The sequence below is a fragment of the Rhizobium sp. H4 genome (assembly GCF_003013335.1).
Classification (GTDB): Bacteria; Pseudomonadota; Alphaproteobacteria; order Rhizobiales; family Rhizobiaceae; genus Rhizobium; species Rhizobium sophoriradicis.
Genome location: NZ_PSOW01000005.1, coordinates 356,548 through 372,306, shown reverse-complemented (window position 1 = coordinate 372,306; position 15,759 = coordinate 356,548). Strand labels below are relative to the sequence as shown.

The following is a 15,759-nucleotide window of genomic DNA, read 5'->3' as shown; positions in this document are numbered from 1 at the left end:
CCTTGTTCATCAAACAAGCTGTGACTTCAAGCCCTCAGGCTTCTTCGACAAACACCTCCTCGCGCTTCTTCTTGACGCTCGGCAGGAACACGACAATCAGCACGGCAACCGCGATCGCCAGAAGCGTGGCGCTGATCGGACGGGTGACGAAGGTGGTCGGGTCGCCGCGCGACAGGATCATGGCGCGCCTGAGGTTCTCTTCCAGAAGCGGTCCAAGCACGAAGCCGAGCAGAAGCGGCGCCGGCTCGCAGCGAAGCTTTGCCAGCACGTAGCCGATGAAGCCGAAGAAGGCGACTGCATAGAGGTCGTAGACGTTCGTATTGACGCTGTAGACCCCGATCGAGCAAAAGGCCATGATGATGGGGAAGAGCACGTAATAGGGAACGGTCAGCAGCTTCACCCAGAGCCCGATCAGCGGCAGGTTGAGGATCACCAGCATCAGATTGCCGATCCACATCGAGGCGATGATGCCCCAGAACAGCGCCGGCTGCTCGGTGGCGACATTCGGCCCCGGCACGATGCCCTGGATGATCATCGCGCCGATCATCAGCGCCATGACGGGATTGGCGGGGATGCCGAGCGTCAGGAGCGGAATGAACGAGGTCTGCGCCCCGGCATTGTTAGCCGATTCCGGTCCGGCGACACCGGCAACCGCCCCCTTGCCGAATTCCTCCGGAGTCTTCGACATCCGCTTTTCCACCGTATAGGAGGCGAAAGCGGCCAGGATCGCGCCGCCACCCGGCAGGATGCCGAGTGCCGAACCGATCGCCGTGCCGCGAATGACCGGCGCGATCATCTCCTTGAATTCCTGGCGTGAGGGTAACAGGCCGGAGACTTTGGCCATCAGCACCGTCCGTGTCGACTCGCCCTCGAGGTTGCGCAGGATTTCCGCCACCCCGAAGACGCCGACGGCGAGTGCCACAAAATTCAGCCCGTCGGCATATTCGCGGATGCCGAGCGTGAAGCGCGGCGTGCCGGTGTAGATGTCGGTGCCGACGAGGCCGAGCAGCAGCCCGAGCGCCACCATCGCCAAGGCCTTGACGACCGAGCCGTGGGCAAGCGCAATCGACGAAACCAGGCCGACGATCATCAGCGAGAAATATTCCGCCGAGCCGAATTGCAGCGCAATCGCGGTGAGCGGCGGCGCAAAAATTGCAACCAGGAAGGTCGACACACTGCCGGCAAAGAACGAACCGAGCGCTGCGATCGCCAGCGCCGCCCCCGCCCTGCCCTTACGCGCCATCTGATAACCGTCGATCGCGGTAACGGCGGAGGAGGATTCGCCCGGCATGTTGATCAGGATTGCCGTCGTCGAACCGCCATACTGTGCACCGTAATAGATGCCGGCGAGCATGATCAGCGAGGAGACCGGTTCGAGCTGGAAGGTGATCGGCAGAAGCATGGCGATCGTCGCCGTGGCGCCGATGCCGGGCAAGACGCCGATCAGCGTGCCGAGCAGCACGCCGATCAGGCAAAAGAGCAGATTGTCAAACGTGCCGGCCGTCGCAAAGCCGAGCGCGAGATTGCTGAAAAGATCCATCATCGCCTCCTAGAACCGGACCCAGGGGCCGAAGCGCTCGAACGGCAGGCCGAGCCCATAGCTGAAGACAGCCACCGAAAAGACCGTCAGCAACAGCGAAAGAATGATCGCAAAGAACACGTTCATCCTTTGCGATGCGAAGCAGGCGATGAAGGCGGTGAAGAACAGCGCCGGCGCAAATCCGAGCCCGCGCACGGTCAGCCCGAAGAAGACCGGAGCCGGCAAGATGAACAGCATGCCGCGCCAGGCAAAGGGGTCAATCGGCTCACCCTCCACGCGCAGCGCCTGAATGAAGATGATCGCGCCGAGCAGTACGAGCACGGCGGAAAGCAACAGCGGAAAATAACCAGGCCCCATGCGCAGTGTCGTGCCGAGGTCGAGCCCCAGCGACTGGAAGGCGAAGAAAGCGCCGGTCGCGACGAAAAGCGCGCCGCAGATCGCATTGGTGGTATCGAAACTGATGGATTTCATGGTGTCTCCTGGAGTTGGAGATGGTTCACGTGATGCCGTCACAAAGGAGCTAGCCCTCATCCGCCTGCCGGCACCTTCTCCCCACAAGCCGGGAGAGATATGCCGCCGGCCCCCTGCAGCTGCTATTGAGCACGCAGTCCCCTCTCCCCGTTTACGGGGAGAGGGTTAGGGTGAGGGGCTATTCCTGGCACATCCCTCACTAGTCGGCATATTCCCCGGCAGCCTCGATCACCGGCTTCCAGCGGGCGATTTCGCTTTCGAGCTTGGCCTTCAGCGCGGCCGGCGTCGCATCGGCGTCGGAGGACGGCGCCGTGCCCAGTTCGGCGAAGCGGGCGCCGACATTCGGATCCTTCAGCGCGACCTGCAGCGACTTCGACAGCCGCTCGTTGATCTCGGCCGGTGTGCCCTTCGGTGTATAGATGCCGTGCCAGATACCGACTTCGAAGCCCGGCAGGCCGGCTTCGACCGCCGTCGGAACATCCTTCATCACATCGAGGCGCTTAGGCGAGGTTACGGCATAGGCCTTGATCGTGCCGCCCGTTATTTGCTTCGTCGTGTTGGTCGTCTGGTCGCACATGATATCGACCTGGCCGCCGAGAAGATCGGTCATGGCAGGACCCGTGCCCTTGTAGGGAACGGTCGTCAGCGGCGTCTGGATGGCGCTCATGAACATCATGCCGCAGAGATGCGAGGCTGCGCCGATGCCGGCATTGGCGACCGTCACCTTGTCCTTGTTGGCCTTGACGTAGTCGATCAGCCCCTTGAGGTCGGCCGGCTCCAAGTCCTTGCGGGCGACGATCGTCATCGGCACCTCAGTGACGAGGCCGACATAGTCGAATGCGCCGAGCGTGTCATAGGCGAGCTTGCGGTAGAGCGTGGCGCTGGTCGCCATGCCGATATGGTGCAGGAGGATGGTGTATCCATCGGGATCGGCGTTCGCGACCCGGCCGGCGCCGAGCGTGCCACCGGCGCCGCCGACATTTTCGACGACGATCTGCTGGCCGAGATCCTTCGACATGGATTCGGCGACGAGGCGTGCGACGGTATCGGTCGGGCCACCCGCTGAAAAGGGTACGACCATGGTGATGGTGCGCTCGGGATAGGTTTGCGCCGAAGCGGCGCCGGCGAGAACAGACACCGCGGCAGCCGCGGTCAGGCCGAGCATGGCCTTCAGGATTTTCATCGTTTCCTCCCTGATGAAACAACCGCCGGCACATCCTCCGCGCCGGTTCCGATCGCTATTTGCCGCCGGAAAAGGTCCAGCTGCAACCGCCGCCACCGCTTTCACAAGACGAATTTGCGACAGTGCGATGCAGCATGGGTCGATTTGGAAACAAACGGCTCTCGCGATGGGTGGAAATCCACCCATCGGAATGTGGATCAGCCGTCGGTAATCAGCATCCGCTTGTCGAGGCCGTATTTCTGCATCTTTTCGTAGAGCGTCTTGCGGGAAATGCCGAGCGATTCATAAACCGGCCGAAGGCTGCCGCCATGCGCGACCAGCGCGCTGGCAATGACGCCTCGCTCGAATTCGGCGACTCGCTCCGCAAGCCCCATCGCCTCTTCGGCCTGCCACCCGCCATTGTCGAGACCGAGGACCAGACGATCGGCGGCATTCCTCAATTCGCGGACATTGCCGGGCCAGTCACGCTGGGCAATGTCGGAGATCACCTCCGGCGGCACGAGGAGTTCGTCGCGGCCGTAGCGGGCGGCCGCCTCTCGCACTAGTTGCAGGAAAAGCAGCGGAACGTCCGGCCGTCGTTGAGACAGCGACGGCACGTGCAGCGTCGCAACATTCAGCCGGTAGAAGAGATCGGCACGGAAGCGGCCGGCTGCCACCTCCGCCTCGAGATCCACCTTGCTCGTCGCAATGAAGCGGACGTCGAGCGGCACGATCTCATTCGACCCGAGCCTGGAAATCACCCGCTCCTGCAGCACCCTCAGGAACTTCGCCTGCAGGTCAAACGGCATGGAGCCGATCTCGTCGAGCAGGATGGTGCCGCCGCGCCCGTGCTCGAATTTTCCGTAACGCGGCCTGACCGCTCCCGGAAAGGCGCCTGGCTCATGACCGAAAAGCTCGCTCTCGATGAGATTCGCCGGCAGCGCGGCGCAATTGATAGCGATGAACGGCCGGCTTGCCCGGGCACTGATGTCGTGAAGCGCGCGGGCCACCACCTCCTTGCCGGCGCCGGTCTCGCCGACAATAAGCGTATCGGCATCGCTCGCCCCGATCGCCCGGATGCGGTAGCGCAGATCCACCATCACCTGTGTACGCCCCGGCAGCCGCGCCTCGATATCGTCGCGTTTGCCCGCGACCGCCTTCAGCAGCCGGTTTTCGAGCACGAGGCCACGCCGCTCCATTGCTCGCCGAATGACCCCTGCGAGCATTTCAGGCGTGAACGGCTTCTCGATGAAATCATAGGCGCCTTCGCGCATCGCCTTCACCGCAAGCTGGACGTCGCCGTGGCCGGTGACGAGGATAACTGGCACTTCCTGATCGATCTCGCGGATTTTCTGCATCAGCGTCATGCCGTCGATACCGGGCATGCGGATATCGCTGACGACGACGCCGGGAAAGCTGTAGCCGATCAGCTCCAGCACATGATCGCCGTTCGAAAAGGTCTCGACGCTGAAGCCGGAAAGCTCCAGCGCCTGCGCAGTCGACCGGCGCAACTCTTCTTCGTCGTCGACAAGCAGGATCTTCGCTTCGTTCATTCCGCCGCCTCCGGCATCAGCCCTGCCGCCGACCGCAGCTCGATGCGGAACACCGCGCCCCCTTCGGGATGATTGGCGGCGGCAAGGCTGCCGCCGAAATCCTTGACGATGTTATAGGAGATCGAAAGCCCCAGACCGAGCCCCTTGCCGACGCCTTTCGTCGTGAAGAACGGATCGAAGATGCGCTCGGCAATCGCCGCCGGCACACCCGGCCCATGGTCGCGCACGGTCAGCACTACCTTGCCGGCCTCCTCGAAAGCCGACACTTCGATGCGCCTGTCAGCCAGTCCTTCGACCGCATCGGCGGCATTGGAGATGACGTTCACCAGCACCTGCTGCAGACGCACCGAACCGGCACGCACGACCGGCGGCTGCGTTCCGAGGTCGAGCCGGAGCTCGGCGTCCGCCGCCTTCAGCCGCCATGCGACGATTTCCAGCGTATCACGCATCGCATCGTCGAGAGCGACCGGCCCGAGTTTCTCGTTCGGTTTGCGGGCAAAGTTGCGCAGGTGCCGGCTGATCGAGGCCATGCGGTCGATCAGACCGCCGATCCGCCTAATATTGTCCCTGGCCTCCTCCATTCGCCCGCGGTCGATCAGCACGGCGGCGCTGTCCGTATAGGTCTTGGCTGCGGCGAGCGGCTGATTGAACTCATGCGAAAGAGCCGCCGACATCTGCCCGAGCCCGGCAAGCTTGCCGGCCTGGATCAGATCGGCCTGGGTCTGACGAAGCTGCTGTTCGGTCAGCCGTCGCTCTGAAATCTCCTCCTCGATGCGGCTGTTGACGCGGGCAAGATCGGCGGTGCGCTCCTCAACCCGGCGCTCCAGCTCGCCCTGCGCCTCAGCCTGCATCTGCATGCGCTCGGCAAGCCGCGCCCGCCGCTGGCGGAGCACAGCGACGGCGAGCGCGGCGATACAAAGGATGAGGAAGAAGGCCACCAGTGCCGTGCGCGCCTGGGCGCGGATGGAGCTCGTTTCCATCAGCACGTTCACCGTCCAGTCCTCGGCCGGCATGTAATGCGACAGCACGAGATATTCGCTTGCGCCCCGATCACTTGCCAGCGTCATCAGCTCGTGCTGTTCGAAGCGGTGACGCACCACCGGCAACCCGGTCAGCCTGGCATTGGCATAACGCCGCGAGGCTTCCGTGCGGGCGATGCGGTCGGACGTCAGCGGCAGGATTGCTCCGTAGAGCCATTCCGGGCTTCCCGACATGAAGATGATGCCCTCCGGATCGGAGACGAAGATCTTGTATTCCCCGCCGCTCCAGGAGGATTCGATCATGTCGATATCGACCTTGAAAACGATGACGCCACGGATGTCAGCCCCGACCCTGATCGGCGCCGAGAAATAATAGCCGCGTTTCAGTGAGGTTGTGCCGAGCGCATAAAACCGCGCCTGCCGCCCCTCGATCGCCTCCTGGAAATAAGGCCGGTAGTTGAAATTTTGCCCGACGAAGCTTCCCGGTCCATCATAATTACTGGCGGCGATCGTCTCCCCATCCGGCTTCACGACATAGATGTCGGACGACTTCAACAGCCCGTTGATCTCCTTGAGGTAGAGATTGGCAGTCTCGCGCAACGCCCCGTCGTCGGGGGTGCTGACCAGCTCCTTGATATCGTCGTGATCGGCAATCAGCGCCGGCAGCGCCTCGTAGCGATTGAGGTGGCCGCTGAGCGCCGAAACCGCGAGACGCAGCGTCGTTCCAGCCTGCGCCGAGGCTTCTTCCATGTAGGCGCGCGTCGCAATCGCGCTTCCATAGGTGAAGAAGGCGAAAATGATTATCGGCACTACCAAAAGCGCCGCTATCGCGCGATATCTCGAAGACAGATCCGGCTCCTCCCTTTCTGCCTCCACTCCCCAGCAAGGCACGCCCGACGGGCTCCAAGTCTAATGATACAGACGGGGATTTCCAAGGGTCTGCCGAAACTTGACACCCGGGGAGCCGAATGCCCTATTGCGGCATCCCAAGGAGACCCGCTCATGAGCGACGACCAGACGCCCTCCGACAGCAAGCTGACCAGTTCCAAACGCCGCTGGGCGGCGGAGGGAAAATTCCTGACCGGCCGCGTCAGCCGTCCTGAAGCCGAGCGCCTGCCACCCGGTCAGCACCTCGTCAAGAACTGGCCGGTGCTCGATCTCGGCCAGCAGCCGGTCATCTCCACCAACAGCTGGCGGCTCGATGTCCGCGGCCTGGTCGAAACACCGCTCACGCTCAACTGGGCGGCCTTCCAGGCGATCGAGCAGAGCACCAAGGTCAGCGATATCCACTGCGTCACCACCTGGTCGCGTTACGACAACAACTGGAAAGGCGTTTCGACGCGGGATCTGCTCGATCTCGCCATGCCGAAGCCGGAAGCGGCCTACGTCCTGCTGACGAGTTATGACGGCTACACCACCAACCTGCCGCTTGCCGATTTCGCCGCCGAGGACGCGATCCTGGCGACCTCATGGGAGGGCCTGCCGCTGACATCAGACCATGGCGGCCCGATGCGCCTGGTCGTGCCGCATCTATATTTCTGGAAAAGCGCCAAATGGCTGCGCCAGATCGAGCTGATGCCCGCCGACAAGGCCGGGTTCTGGGAAAAGAACGGTTACCACATGTATGGCGATCCGTGGCGCGAACAGCGCTATTCCGACGACTGAGCTTTCGGCCGCAAGACGCGTCTAAGCACAAGGCCGGCAAGACCGAACAGGGCAGCCAATCCTGTCAACGATGCCATGCTGGCAGGATGAAGCGGCACTTTGCTCCAATTTGGCTTGACGATGTCGGCGGTGTTGAAGGCCTCGCCGCTGAACTGGCAGGTGATGAGCGCGAGCCCGCGTCGCGCCATATCCGCGTCGATTGCCGAGATGATTTCACCCGCCGCGGCCGCCTCCCGCGGCATCTCCCGCATCGACAGCAATACAGCTTTCGTCGCCGCAAGATAGGCATGGGCGCATTCGTTGAAAGGGCTTTCCTCGTCCGTCACGCTGCCCGGCATCCGGCCCCACAGACAATAGGAATACTGGATCTCGGCGTAGTTCAGGACGCGGCGGAACGGTTCGTTGGTATCGACCGCCCGCGACGCCAGCCCGAAAATCCCGCTGCGGTAATCGGAAATGACCGCCATCTCGCCGTGGGAAATGGCGGGGATCTCGAGGCCGGCATGGCTACCGTCGGCGCTGCGCTCATGGGCAGACGTGTTTCCCGCAAGCAATGGGAACAGGCTTGCGATCAGAGCGAGAGCCGCAAGCCTGCCGATGCGCCGGATCACCGGAAGGCGGGCCGCAGCCCGCCCTTGAGGGCAAGCCGTCTTTCCGCGAGCGCTCCGAAGGCAAGGCCGAGCGTTGCCCAGAGAATCGCGTGCATGCCGAGCGAGGTCGTGCGGAACCGCCAGAGTACCATCGCCGAGAAATTCTCCGGCACTTCGTTGATCGGGGGCAGCAGATAAAGCACGACGCCGATGAAGACGAGATAGGCGAGAGCGGCGACGATCGCGCCGTTCCAAAGCCCGAAACGCTCGGAAAGGCGGCGCGACAGCGCCACGGCGGCAATCAGCGCCGCGACCGAAACGACGATCAACAGGAAGAACAGCTCCGTCCTGACGCCGATCGTGTCGGGGTTGCCGACCGCCGGCGGGTTGGCCGGATATTTGATACCGGGAACGAGCACGATCGCCACGAAGGCGGCGATGGCGATGACAGCAGAGGTGCCACGCGCCGAAAGAGCGCTGAAGCGCCCGTGCACGAAAGCAAAGGCGAGGGCAAATAGTCCGCCGACGGCAACGCTGTAAGCCATGACGCCGGTGAAGAGGCCGAGACCGGCCTGCGTGGCGCGGCTGACGACTTCAGGTTCGGCCGCTTGCCCGGCCGCCTGCGCGCTCGCCTCTTCGAAGGCGATTGCCGCATCGACCAGCGGTTCGCCGAAGATATGGGCGAAGGCGAAAACGAGAATGCCAGCAATCACGCCCGCGAACATGCCGCGAAGCAAAAGGTTTCCAACCATGTCGGGAACTCCCTCAGTGGCAGGGAAAGCCGAGAAGGTGGCGGCCGTCATGCACGAATTCATGCACATACATGCCGTTGAACAGCGCCATCGCGCCTTCCTCGGTGCCGACGAAATAGATGGCGATGAGCATCAGCAGGCCGCCGAAGATCGCCCAGGGCAGGATTTCGCCGACCGGGATCGGCGCTGGTGCCGCGACGGGCGTGAAAGTGGTGTCAGACATGTATTCCTCCGGAATGACGCGTTCAGTCGAAAGAGTGCTTGTGCGGCAGGGTCTGACTTCCAGCGCGAAGAGCTTTCGACACGCTGGTCACAGTGGCGCGACCGCGCCGGATTTCCACCGGCTTCCAAACCCGCAACAGCCCGGTTATATCTGCACGCCGAAGAGACTGTCAACGAAACTTCACGAAACGCCTAAGGGCCATCCCCACCGCTATCCGGAGATCAGCACGACCGTGAACACGCGCCTCACCTGGATCTGCCACGGCGCGACGGCGGCGAGTCGCAAGGCCCTTTTCCCGCTCGACGAACCGCTGGAAGGCAAGGCCGCTGAAGAAGCTGGCGGGATGGCCGTCCTCCCCCGTGCCGACCGTATTGTCACGAGCCCAGCCTTGCGTGCCCGCGAGACAGCCGAGGCGCTGCGGCTTCAGGCCGGGATAGAGCCGTCGCTTCGCGACTGCGACCATGGCCGCTGGGCCGGCAGGCCGATCGCGGCGATCGAGGCGGAAGAGCCGGAAAGCCTCATGGCCTGGATGACCGAGCCGGCAGCAGCACCGCACGGCGGCGAGAGCCTTGTTGATCTGCGAAAGCGCGTCGTCGGCTGGATGGACACCCAATCGGCCCTCGGCGGTCACGTCATCGCCGTCAGCCATGCGGCTGTCATCCGGGCGGCCGTCGCACATGTGCTTCAGGCGCCGCCTTCCTCCTTCTGGCTGAGCGACGTCGAGCCGCTCGCCATCCTTCGCATGACCAGCAACGGCAGCCGCTGGTCTCTGCGCTTCCAGCATTAGAGAACCCGCATTTTATCCAGCCTTACACAAGCAAATTGTGTCATCCCTGTTGAACCCGGTTGCCCGGGGACTACCTTCCTTGTCCCAAGGAGATGGAAGAATGACATATGATTGGAGTGGAGAACGGACGCGGCGCCTGCGTTTTATGCGCTTCGCCACGTTCACGGTTCTGGCCGGTCTCATCGTCAGCGTTCCGCTGCTGATCGTCACCGCCTGACGCACGAGAAAGGGCGAGCATGCGATAGCACGCTCGCCTTCGTTCTTCATCCTATCTTTGCAGTACCAATCACCTGCGGCAATTATTCTCCTTATGGTCGAGATCCGTCAAACAGCCGCCACGCAATTCCGGTTGTATCTCAATACCATCGGGGCTTCTGATGCCGCAGCGGCAAACCCACCCCTCTGAAAATTCGCCTTCTGGTTTCAACGAACATTTCAGACTTTTGTGATATCACCACGCGGGGTGGAGATGGAGAAGGCATTATGCCGGTGTTTTTCCAGAGCAGAGCCGGAAGGCAATGCATGTCGATCGTCGGTTTGGGGATAACCCTCTGGCTCCTCGGTACGCTGCTCCGGTTCGACGACAGCCTCGTTTCATTCATGACCCATTTCCGCGCCTATGGCGCCGACAAGCTCGTTCTTGGGCTCGGCATCGCTGGCGCTATGAGCTTCGTCTATTCGGTGCTGCGTATTGCCGACCTGCGCAAGGAAATGGAATTGCGCGTCGCCGCTCAGGCGAAGGCCGATTGGACGGCAACTCATGACCATCTGACCAAGCTACCGAACCGCTACGCCTTCGAGCGCAAGGCTCTCGCACGGCCTATCAAGAACGACGAGGCCGAAGTCGAGGAATGGGACGACAACGTCACCATTTTCTCTGTCGATCTCGACGGCTTCAAGAAAGTCAACGATCTCGTCGGCCACAAAGGCGGCGACGTGTTGCTCATCGAAGTCGCCAGGCGCATCTGCGCGCTCGGCAATGCAGATTGCGTCTACCGCTTTGGGGGCGACGAATTCATCATCGTCGCCTTTGCTTTGACCGCGCAACGGGAGGAGCGTTTCGCCAGGCTGCTGATCCAGGCCGTGACCCGACCGATCCATATCGATGGCTTTGCCGTCGAAGTCGGCGCCAGCGTCGGCTACGATCGCTGGGCTGAGGGAACCGAACCGCTGGAAGATGCCGCCCATCGTGCCGACCTCGCCATGTACGAGGCCAAATCACGCGGCCCCAACCATTTTCTCGCCTTCGAAACCTCAATGCAGGACAAGGTAGCCGAGCGCGCCTCCTTGGAAACCAGACTGCGCGCCGCAATCGCCAGTAAAGACATTAAGCCCTTCTATCAGCCGCTGATCGACCTGAAGACCGGCCAGCTCTGCGGTTTCGAAGCGCTCGCGCGCTGGGCGGGCGAGGATGACATCCACATTCCGCCGCCGGTCTTCATCGACATTGCCGAGGAAACCGGCATGATCACCGCCTTGTTCGAGGATCTGCTCGCCCAGGCCTGCAGCGACGCGCTCACCTGGCCGGCGCATGTCATGTTGTCCTTCAACGTCTCGCCAGTGCAGATGGAAGACAAGCTCTTGACATCCCGCATCCTCAAGGTGCTGTCGGCAACCCGGCTGCCGCCGCAACGCCTGGAAGTGGAGATCACCGAGAACGCGCTGATTCAGGATCCCGCCATCGCCGCCGTCATTCTTGAAGAACTGCATGCTGCCGGCATCCAGATCGCCCTTGATGATTTCGGCACGGGCTATTCGAGCCTCGCCCAGCTCGCCCGCTACCGCTTCGACAAGATCAAGATCGACAAAAGTTTCATCGCCACCTATCGCGACGACGAACGCCAGGAAAAGATCGTCCGCGCCATGCTTGGTCTCGGCAGAAGCCTCAATATCAAGACGACTGCGGAAGGCGTCGAGGAGCATGGCCAGCTCGCCTTCCTGCTGCAACTCGGCTGTGACATCGGCCAGGGCTATCTTTTCGGCAAGGCGATGCCCGCCGCCGAGGCGGACACCTTCATCCGCGACCGCAACGCCAATCTGGCATCCACGGCCTGACGAGGCTTTAAGCGCGTCGCATTCAGTTTGATTTATGCGACGCGCTAGAACACCTGCCGCAGGATCATGGGAAGCATCGCGATGAACCTCTCAAGACGTCCTCACCACCCACGCCCGTAAGTCACTGACGGCAGAGCATTGCCCGCTGCGGGATGGCTGAGGGGCGCATTCATGAAAGGTGCCGGGTTACAATCCGAATGCATCAAGAGGGCCGGGCGGGCCCGCAAATACGCGTGACGGACGAATAGATATCTTTCCATCAGAAGTCCCGGCACTAAGTTCGGTCATCATTATGCCTGCGCGGAACTGCTAAAGACATGTCATCGACCGACCTGCTTCTGACCTTCAATGCCGGCTCTTCTACCGTCAAAATCGGCATCTTCTCGATTGAGAGCGCCGAAGCACGACACATCGGCAAGTGCGTCATCGATTTTCGTGCCGACCCACTCAGCCTCAGCCTGAACAAGGGACTGCAGACGTTCGACCTGCCGCTGAAGGCGGAGGTAACGGACGACCTGCACGGCGTCATCGATGAGACCTTCGGGCTTCTCGCCAACCACTTCGACATGACCGCCGCGCACGCCGCCGGTCACCGCGTCGTCCATGGCGGCGACCGCTTCACGAGGGCAGCCGCCCTCGACACCACCACAATCGATGCCGTCGAAGCGCTGATCCCGCTCGCGCCGCTGCACCAGCCGCAAGCGCTGCGTTTCATTCGCGCGCTCAGACATGTGAAGCCGCATCTTGTCCAGACAGCCTCCTTCGACACCGCCTTCCATGCCACGCAGGATGATCTCGTTCGCCGTCTCGCCATACCCCGTTCCCTGCATGACGAGGGCATCAAGCGTTATGGCTTCCACGGGCTTTCCTATAAATTCATCGCTGGTGAACTTGCCGGCAAGGCGCCGCAGGCTGCCAAGGCGGTGGTCGCCCATCTCGGCAGCGGCGCCAGCCTCTGTGCGCTCGACAAGGGCATCAGCCGCGATTGCAGCATGGGCTTTTCGACGCTCGACGGCATCCCGATGGCAACGCGCCCGGGCTGGCTCGATCCCGGCGTCATCCTGCATCTGGCAGGAGAGAGAAAACGCTCCCTGGGCGAGATCGAGGATCTGCTCTATCACCGCTCGGGCCTGCTCGGCGTTTCCGGCATCAGCGCCGACACGCGCGACCTGTTGACGGACGGACGGCCGGAAGCGCGCCAGGCGATCGACCTCTTCACGCTGCGCATTGCCGGCGAGATCGGCCGCATGGCGGTAACTCTCGGCGGCCTCGATGCTGTCGTTTTCACCGCCGGCATCGGCGAAAATCAGCCGGAGATCCGCGCCGGCGTGGCGAAACACCTCGCCTGGTTCGGCCTTTCGATCGACGAAGAGGCGAATGCCGGCAATGATTTTACGATCAGCGCCGGGGAAAGCCGCGTGGCTGCCCATGTCATCGCCACGGACGAGGAACAGGTGATCGCCGACGAGGCGCTATCCCTTCTCGCCGCCCGCTGATCCAGATCAATGGCGCGCTGGCGTCAGCGGCTAGAAATAACGTTAAAGGCGTTTTCGAACGGGAGAGACCCATGGAAGAGCATGTCGCAACCGCCGCCGCCCTGACCGATACCGAACTCACCCTGATCGACCGCTACTGGCGGGCCGCCAATTATCTCTCGGTCGGCCAGATCTACCTGCTTGCCAATCCGCTGCTGCGCGAGCCGCTGAAGGCGGAACACATCAAGCCCCGCCTACTCGGCCACTGGGGCACGACGCCCGGCCTCAACTTCATCTATGTGCATCTCAACCGTGTGATCCGCGCCCGCGATCTCGACATCATCTATATGTGCGGCCCCGGTCACGGTGGGCCCGGCATGGTTGCCAACACCTATCTCGAAGGCAGCTATAGCGAGATCTATCCCGATATTTCCGAGGATGCCGAAGGTATGCGCAAGCTCTTCCGGCAATTCTCCTTCCCCGGCGGCATCCCGAGCCACGCGGCACCGGAAACGCCGGGCTCGATCCATGAGGGTGGCGAACTCGGCTACGCCCTCGTCCATGCCTATGGCGCCGCCTTCGACAATCCCGACCTGATCGTCGCCTGCGTCGTCGGCGACGGCGAGGCCGAAACCGGGCCGTTGGCGGCGAGCTGGCATTCAAACAAGTTCCTCAATCCCGCCCGCGACGGCGCCGTGCTGCCGATCCTGCACCTGAACGGCTACAAGATTGCCAACCCGACCATTCTCGGCCGTGGCGGAGACGATGATCTCCGCCGTCTTTTCGAAGGGTACGGCTACGAACCGTTCTTCGTCGACGGCCATGAACCGCGCGATATGCACCAGCAGATGGCCGCGACGCTGGACAGTGTCTTCGGCCGCATCCGCGAGATCCAGAAGCAGGCCCGAGGGGGCGAAACCGCGGAGGGTTGCCCGCGCTGGCCGATGATCGTGCTGCGCAGCCCCAAGGGGTGGACCGGCCCAAAGGAGGTTGACGGCAAGATGGTGGAAGGCTTCTGGCGCGCCCACCAGGTGCCGGTCTCCAATTGCCGCGGGGATGACGGCCACCGCAAGATCCTCGAGGACTGGATGCGCGGCTATGATCCGGAAGACCTGTTCGGCGCCGACGGCCGGCTGAAACCCGAATTGCGGGCGCTTGCGCCTGTCGGCAAACGCCGGATGGGCGCCAATCCGCACGCCAATGGCGGGTTGCTGCGCAAAGAGCTCGATGTTCCCGATATCAGCGACTACGCTGTCGTGATCGGCAAGCGCGGCAGCGCGATGGTGCAATCGACGGAGATCCTCGGCCATTACCTGCGCGACACGATGAAGCGCAACGAGGCGGCGGCGAATTTCCGTATCTTCGGTCCCGACGAAACGGAATCGAACCGCCTCGGCAGCGTCTTCGAGGTCACCGACCGCGTCTGGATGGAGGATATCGAGCCCTATGATATCCACCTCTCCCGCAATGGACGCGTCATGGAGGTGCTCTCCGAACATCTCTGCCAGGGCTGGCTGGAAGGTTACCTCCTGACCGGCCGCCACGGCCTCTTCTCCTGCTATGAGGCCTTCATCCACATCATCGATTCGATGTTCAACCAGCACGCCAAATGGCTGAAGGTGACGCGCGAGCTTGAATGGCGAAAGCCGATCTCGTCGCTGAACTACCTGCTGACCTCGCATGTCTGGCGCCAGGACCATAACGGCTTCAGCCACCAGGATCCCGGTTTCGTCGATCTCGTCGCCAACAAGAAGGCCGATATCGTTCGCATCTACCTGCCGCCGGATGCCAACACCCTGCTCTGGGTCGGCGACCATTGCCTGCGGACCTATGACCGCGTCAATGTCATCGTCGCCGGCAAGCAGCCGGAGCCGCAATGGCTGTCGATGGACGAAGCGATGAAACATTGCGAGGCAGGCATCGGCATCTGGCACTGGGCAAGCAACGAGGAAGATGCCGTCGCGCCGGACCTCGTCATGGCCTGCGCCGGCGACGTGCCGACGATGGAGACGCTTGCCGCCGTCGACCTTTTGCGCAAGGCGGTGCCGGCGCTAAAAATCCGCACCGTCAACGTCGTCGATCTCTTGGCGCTGCAATCCAGGGACCAGCACCCGCACGGCCTGACCGACGACGCCTTTGACGCGATCTTCACGCCGGACAAGCCGGTGATTTTCGCCTATCACGGCTATCCCTATCTCATTCACCGCCTGACCTATAAGCGCACCAACCACGAAAACATCCACGTCCGCGGCTTTATCGAAGAGGGCACGACCACGACGCCCTTCGACATGACCGTGCTCAATGAACTCGATCGCTACCACCTCGCCATCGAAGCGATCGAGCGCGTCCCGGGTGTCAAGGAAAAAGCAGGCGAAGCCCTCGCCGCCTTCCGTCGCAAGCTTTCGGAACACCACGACTATGTGCGCGAACATGGCGAGGACATGCCGGAGGTGCGGAACTGGACATGGCCGGCGACATGAGACATCGGTGACTGACGCCTGCGAAT

The 15,759-nt window shown here is 62.4% G+C and carries 13 protein-coding genes and 1 riboswitch; of the genes, 5 read left to right on the top strand and 8 right to left on the bottom strand.

What is annotated here, in order from left to right; translation table 11 throughout:
• Positions 1 to 34 precede the first annotated feature (34 nt).
• The 5 genes from C4N04_RS10580 to C4N04_RS10560 all read right to left on the bottom strand — a co-directional run bounded on the left by C4N04_RS10580 (position 35) and on the right by C4N04_RS10560 (position 6,597).
• Positions 35 to 1,540, bottom strand: coding sequence for a tripartite tricarboxylate transporter permease (locus tag C4N04_RS10580; RefSeq protein ID WP_077990385.1), 1,506 nt, complete (start codon positions 1,538 to 1,540; stop codon positions 35 to 37).
• A gap of 9 nt (positions 1,541 to 1,549) precedes the next feature.
• Positions 1,550 to 2,011 carry a tripartite tricarboxylate transporter TctB family protein gene (locus C4N04_RS10575; RefSeq protein ID WP_009982366.1) on the bottom strand — a complete coding sequence of 154 codons (462 nt, stop codon included), beginning with the start codon at positions 2,009 to 2,011 and terminating at the stop codon, positions 1,550 to 1,552.
• A gap of 199 nt (positions 2,012 to 2,210) precedes the next feature.
• The gene (locus tag C4N04_RS10570; protein ID WP_038691001.1) at positions 2,211 to 3,194 is read right to left on the bottom strand and encodes a tripartite tricarboxylate transporter substrate-binding protein; all 984 of its coding nucleotides are present in this window, start codon (positions 3,192 to 3,194) and stop codon (positions 2,211 to 2,213) included.
• 197 nt (positions 3,195 to 3,391) lie between these two features.
• Complete coding sequence (locus C4N04_RS10565; RefSeq protein ID WP_086156360.1) at positions 3,392 to 4,726, bottom strand: sigma-54 dependent transcriptional regulator; 1,335 nt, start codon at positions 4,724 to 4,726, stop codon at positions 3,392 to 3,394.
• Positions 4,723 to 6,597, bottom strand: coding sequence for a sensor histidine kinase (locus C4N04_RS10560; RefSeq protein WP_245425559.1), 1,875 nt, complete (start codon positions 6,595 to 6,597; stop codon positions 4,723 to 4,725). Before C4N04_RS10560 ends, C4N04_RS10565 begins: the two co-directional genes overlap by 4 nt.
• 111 nt (positions 6,598 to 6,708) lie before the next feature.
• On the opposite strand from C4N04_RS10560, the gene C4N04_RS10555 reads away from it, so the two are divergent.
• A complete protein-coding gene (locus C4N04_RS10555) occupies positions 6,709 to 7,371 on the top strand; it encodes a sulfite oxidase-like oxidoreductase (RefSeq protein ID WP_077990395.1) in 663 nt (220 codons plus the stop codon).
• Here C4N04_RS10555 and C4N04_RS10550 read toward each other — a convergent pair.
• Genes C4N04_RS10550 through C4N04_RS10540 form a run of 3 tightly spaced genes read right to left on the bottom strand, consistent with a single transcriptional unit; the run spans position 7,356 to position 8,936 of the window.
• On the bottom strand, positions 7,356 to 7,982 hold the full coding sequence (locus C4N04_RS10550; protein WP_106795996.1) for a hypothetical protein: 627 nt from the start codon (positions 7,980 to 7,982) through the stop codon (positions 7,356 to 7,358). The two genes, C4N04_RS10555 and C4N04_RS10550, sit on opposite strands and share 16 nt — an antisense overlap.
• The gene (locus tag C4N04_RS10545) at positions 7,979 to 8,713 is read right to left on the bottom strand and encodes a CbtA family protein (RefSeq protein ID WP_106795995.1); all 735 of its coding nucleotides are present in this window, start codon (positions 8,711 to 8,713) and stop codon (positions 7,979 to 7,981) included. Before C4N04_RS10545 ends, C4N04_RS10550 begins: the two co-directional genes overlap by 4 nt.
• Before the next feature lie 13 nt (positions 8,714 to 8,726).
• Positions 8,727 to 8,936, bottom strand: coding sequence for a CbtB-domain containing protein (locus tag C4N04_RS10540; RefSeq protein WP_010060821.1), 210 nt, complete (start codon positions 8,934 to 8,936; stop codon positions 8,727 to 8,729).
• A 26-nt stretch (positions 8,937 to 8,962) separates the two neighbouring features.
• Positions 8,963 to 9,113: riboswitch (cobalamin riboswitch) on the bottom strand.
• Positions 9,114 to 9,168: 55 nt separating this feature from the next.
• Between C4N04_RS10540 and C4N04_RS10535 the strand changes: the two genes are divergently transcribed.
• The 4 genes from C4N04_RS10535 (at position 9,169) to C4N04_RS10520 (ending at position 15,733) form a co-directional block, all read left to right on the top strand.
• Positions 9,169 to 9,723: a histidine phosphatase family protein gene (locus C4N04_RS10535; protein ID WP_010060819.1), complete on the top strand. Its 555-nt coding sequence runs from the start codon at positions 9,169 to 9,171 to the stop codon at positions 9,721 to 9,723.
• A gap of 483 nt (positions 9,724 to 10,206) precedes the next feature.
• Positions 10,207 to 11,778 (top strand): bifunctional diguanylate cyclase/phosphodiesterase, encoded by a 1,572-nt coding sequence (locus C4N04_RS10530; RefSeq protein WP_077990400.1) that lies wholly within the window; start codon positions 10,207 to 10,209, stop codon positions 11,776 to 11,778.
• Between the two features lie 317 nt (positions 11,779 to 12,095).
• Complete coding sequence (locus C4N04_RS10525; protein ID WP_077990403.1) at positions 12,096 to 13,274, top strand: acetate/propionate family kinase; 1,179 nt, start codon at positions 12,096 to 12,098, stop codon at positions 13,272 to 13,274.
• A gap of 71 nt (positions 13,275 to 13,345) precedes the next feature.
• Positions 13,346 to 15,733, top strand: a complete 2,388-nt coding sequence (locus C4N04_RS10520; protein WP_086156361.1) for a phosphoketolase family protein — start codon at positions 13,346 to 13,348, stop codon at positions 15,731 to 15,733.
• Positions 15,734 to 15,759 lie beyond the last annotated feature (26 nt).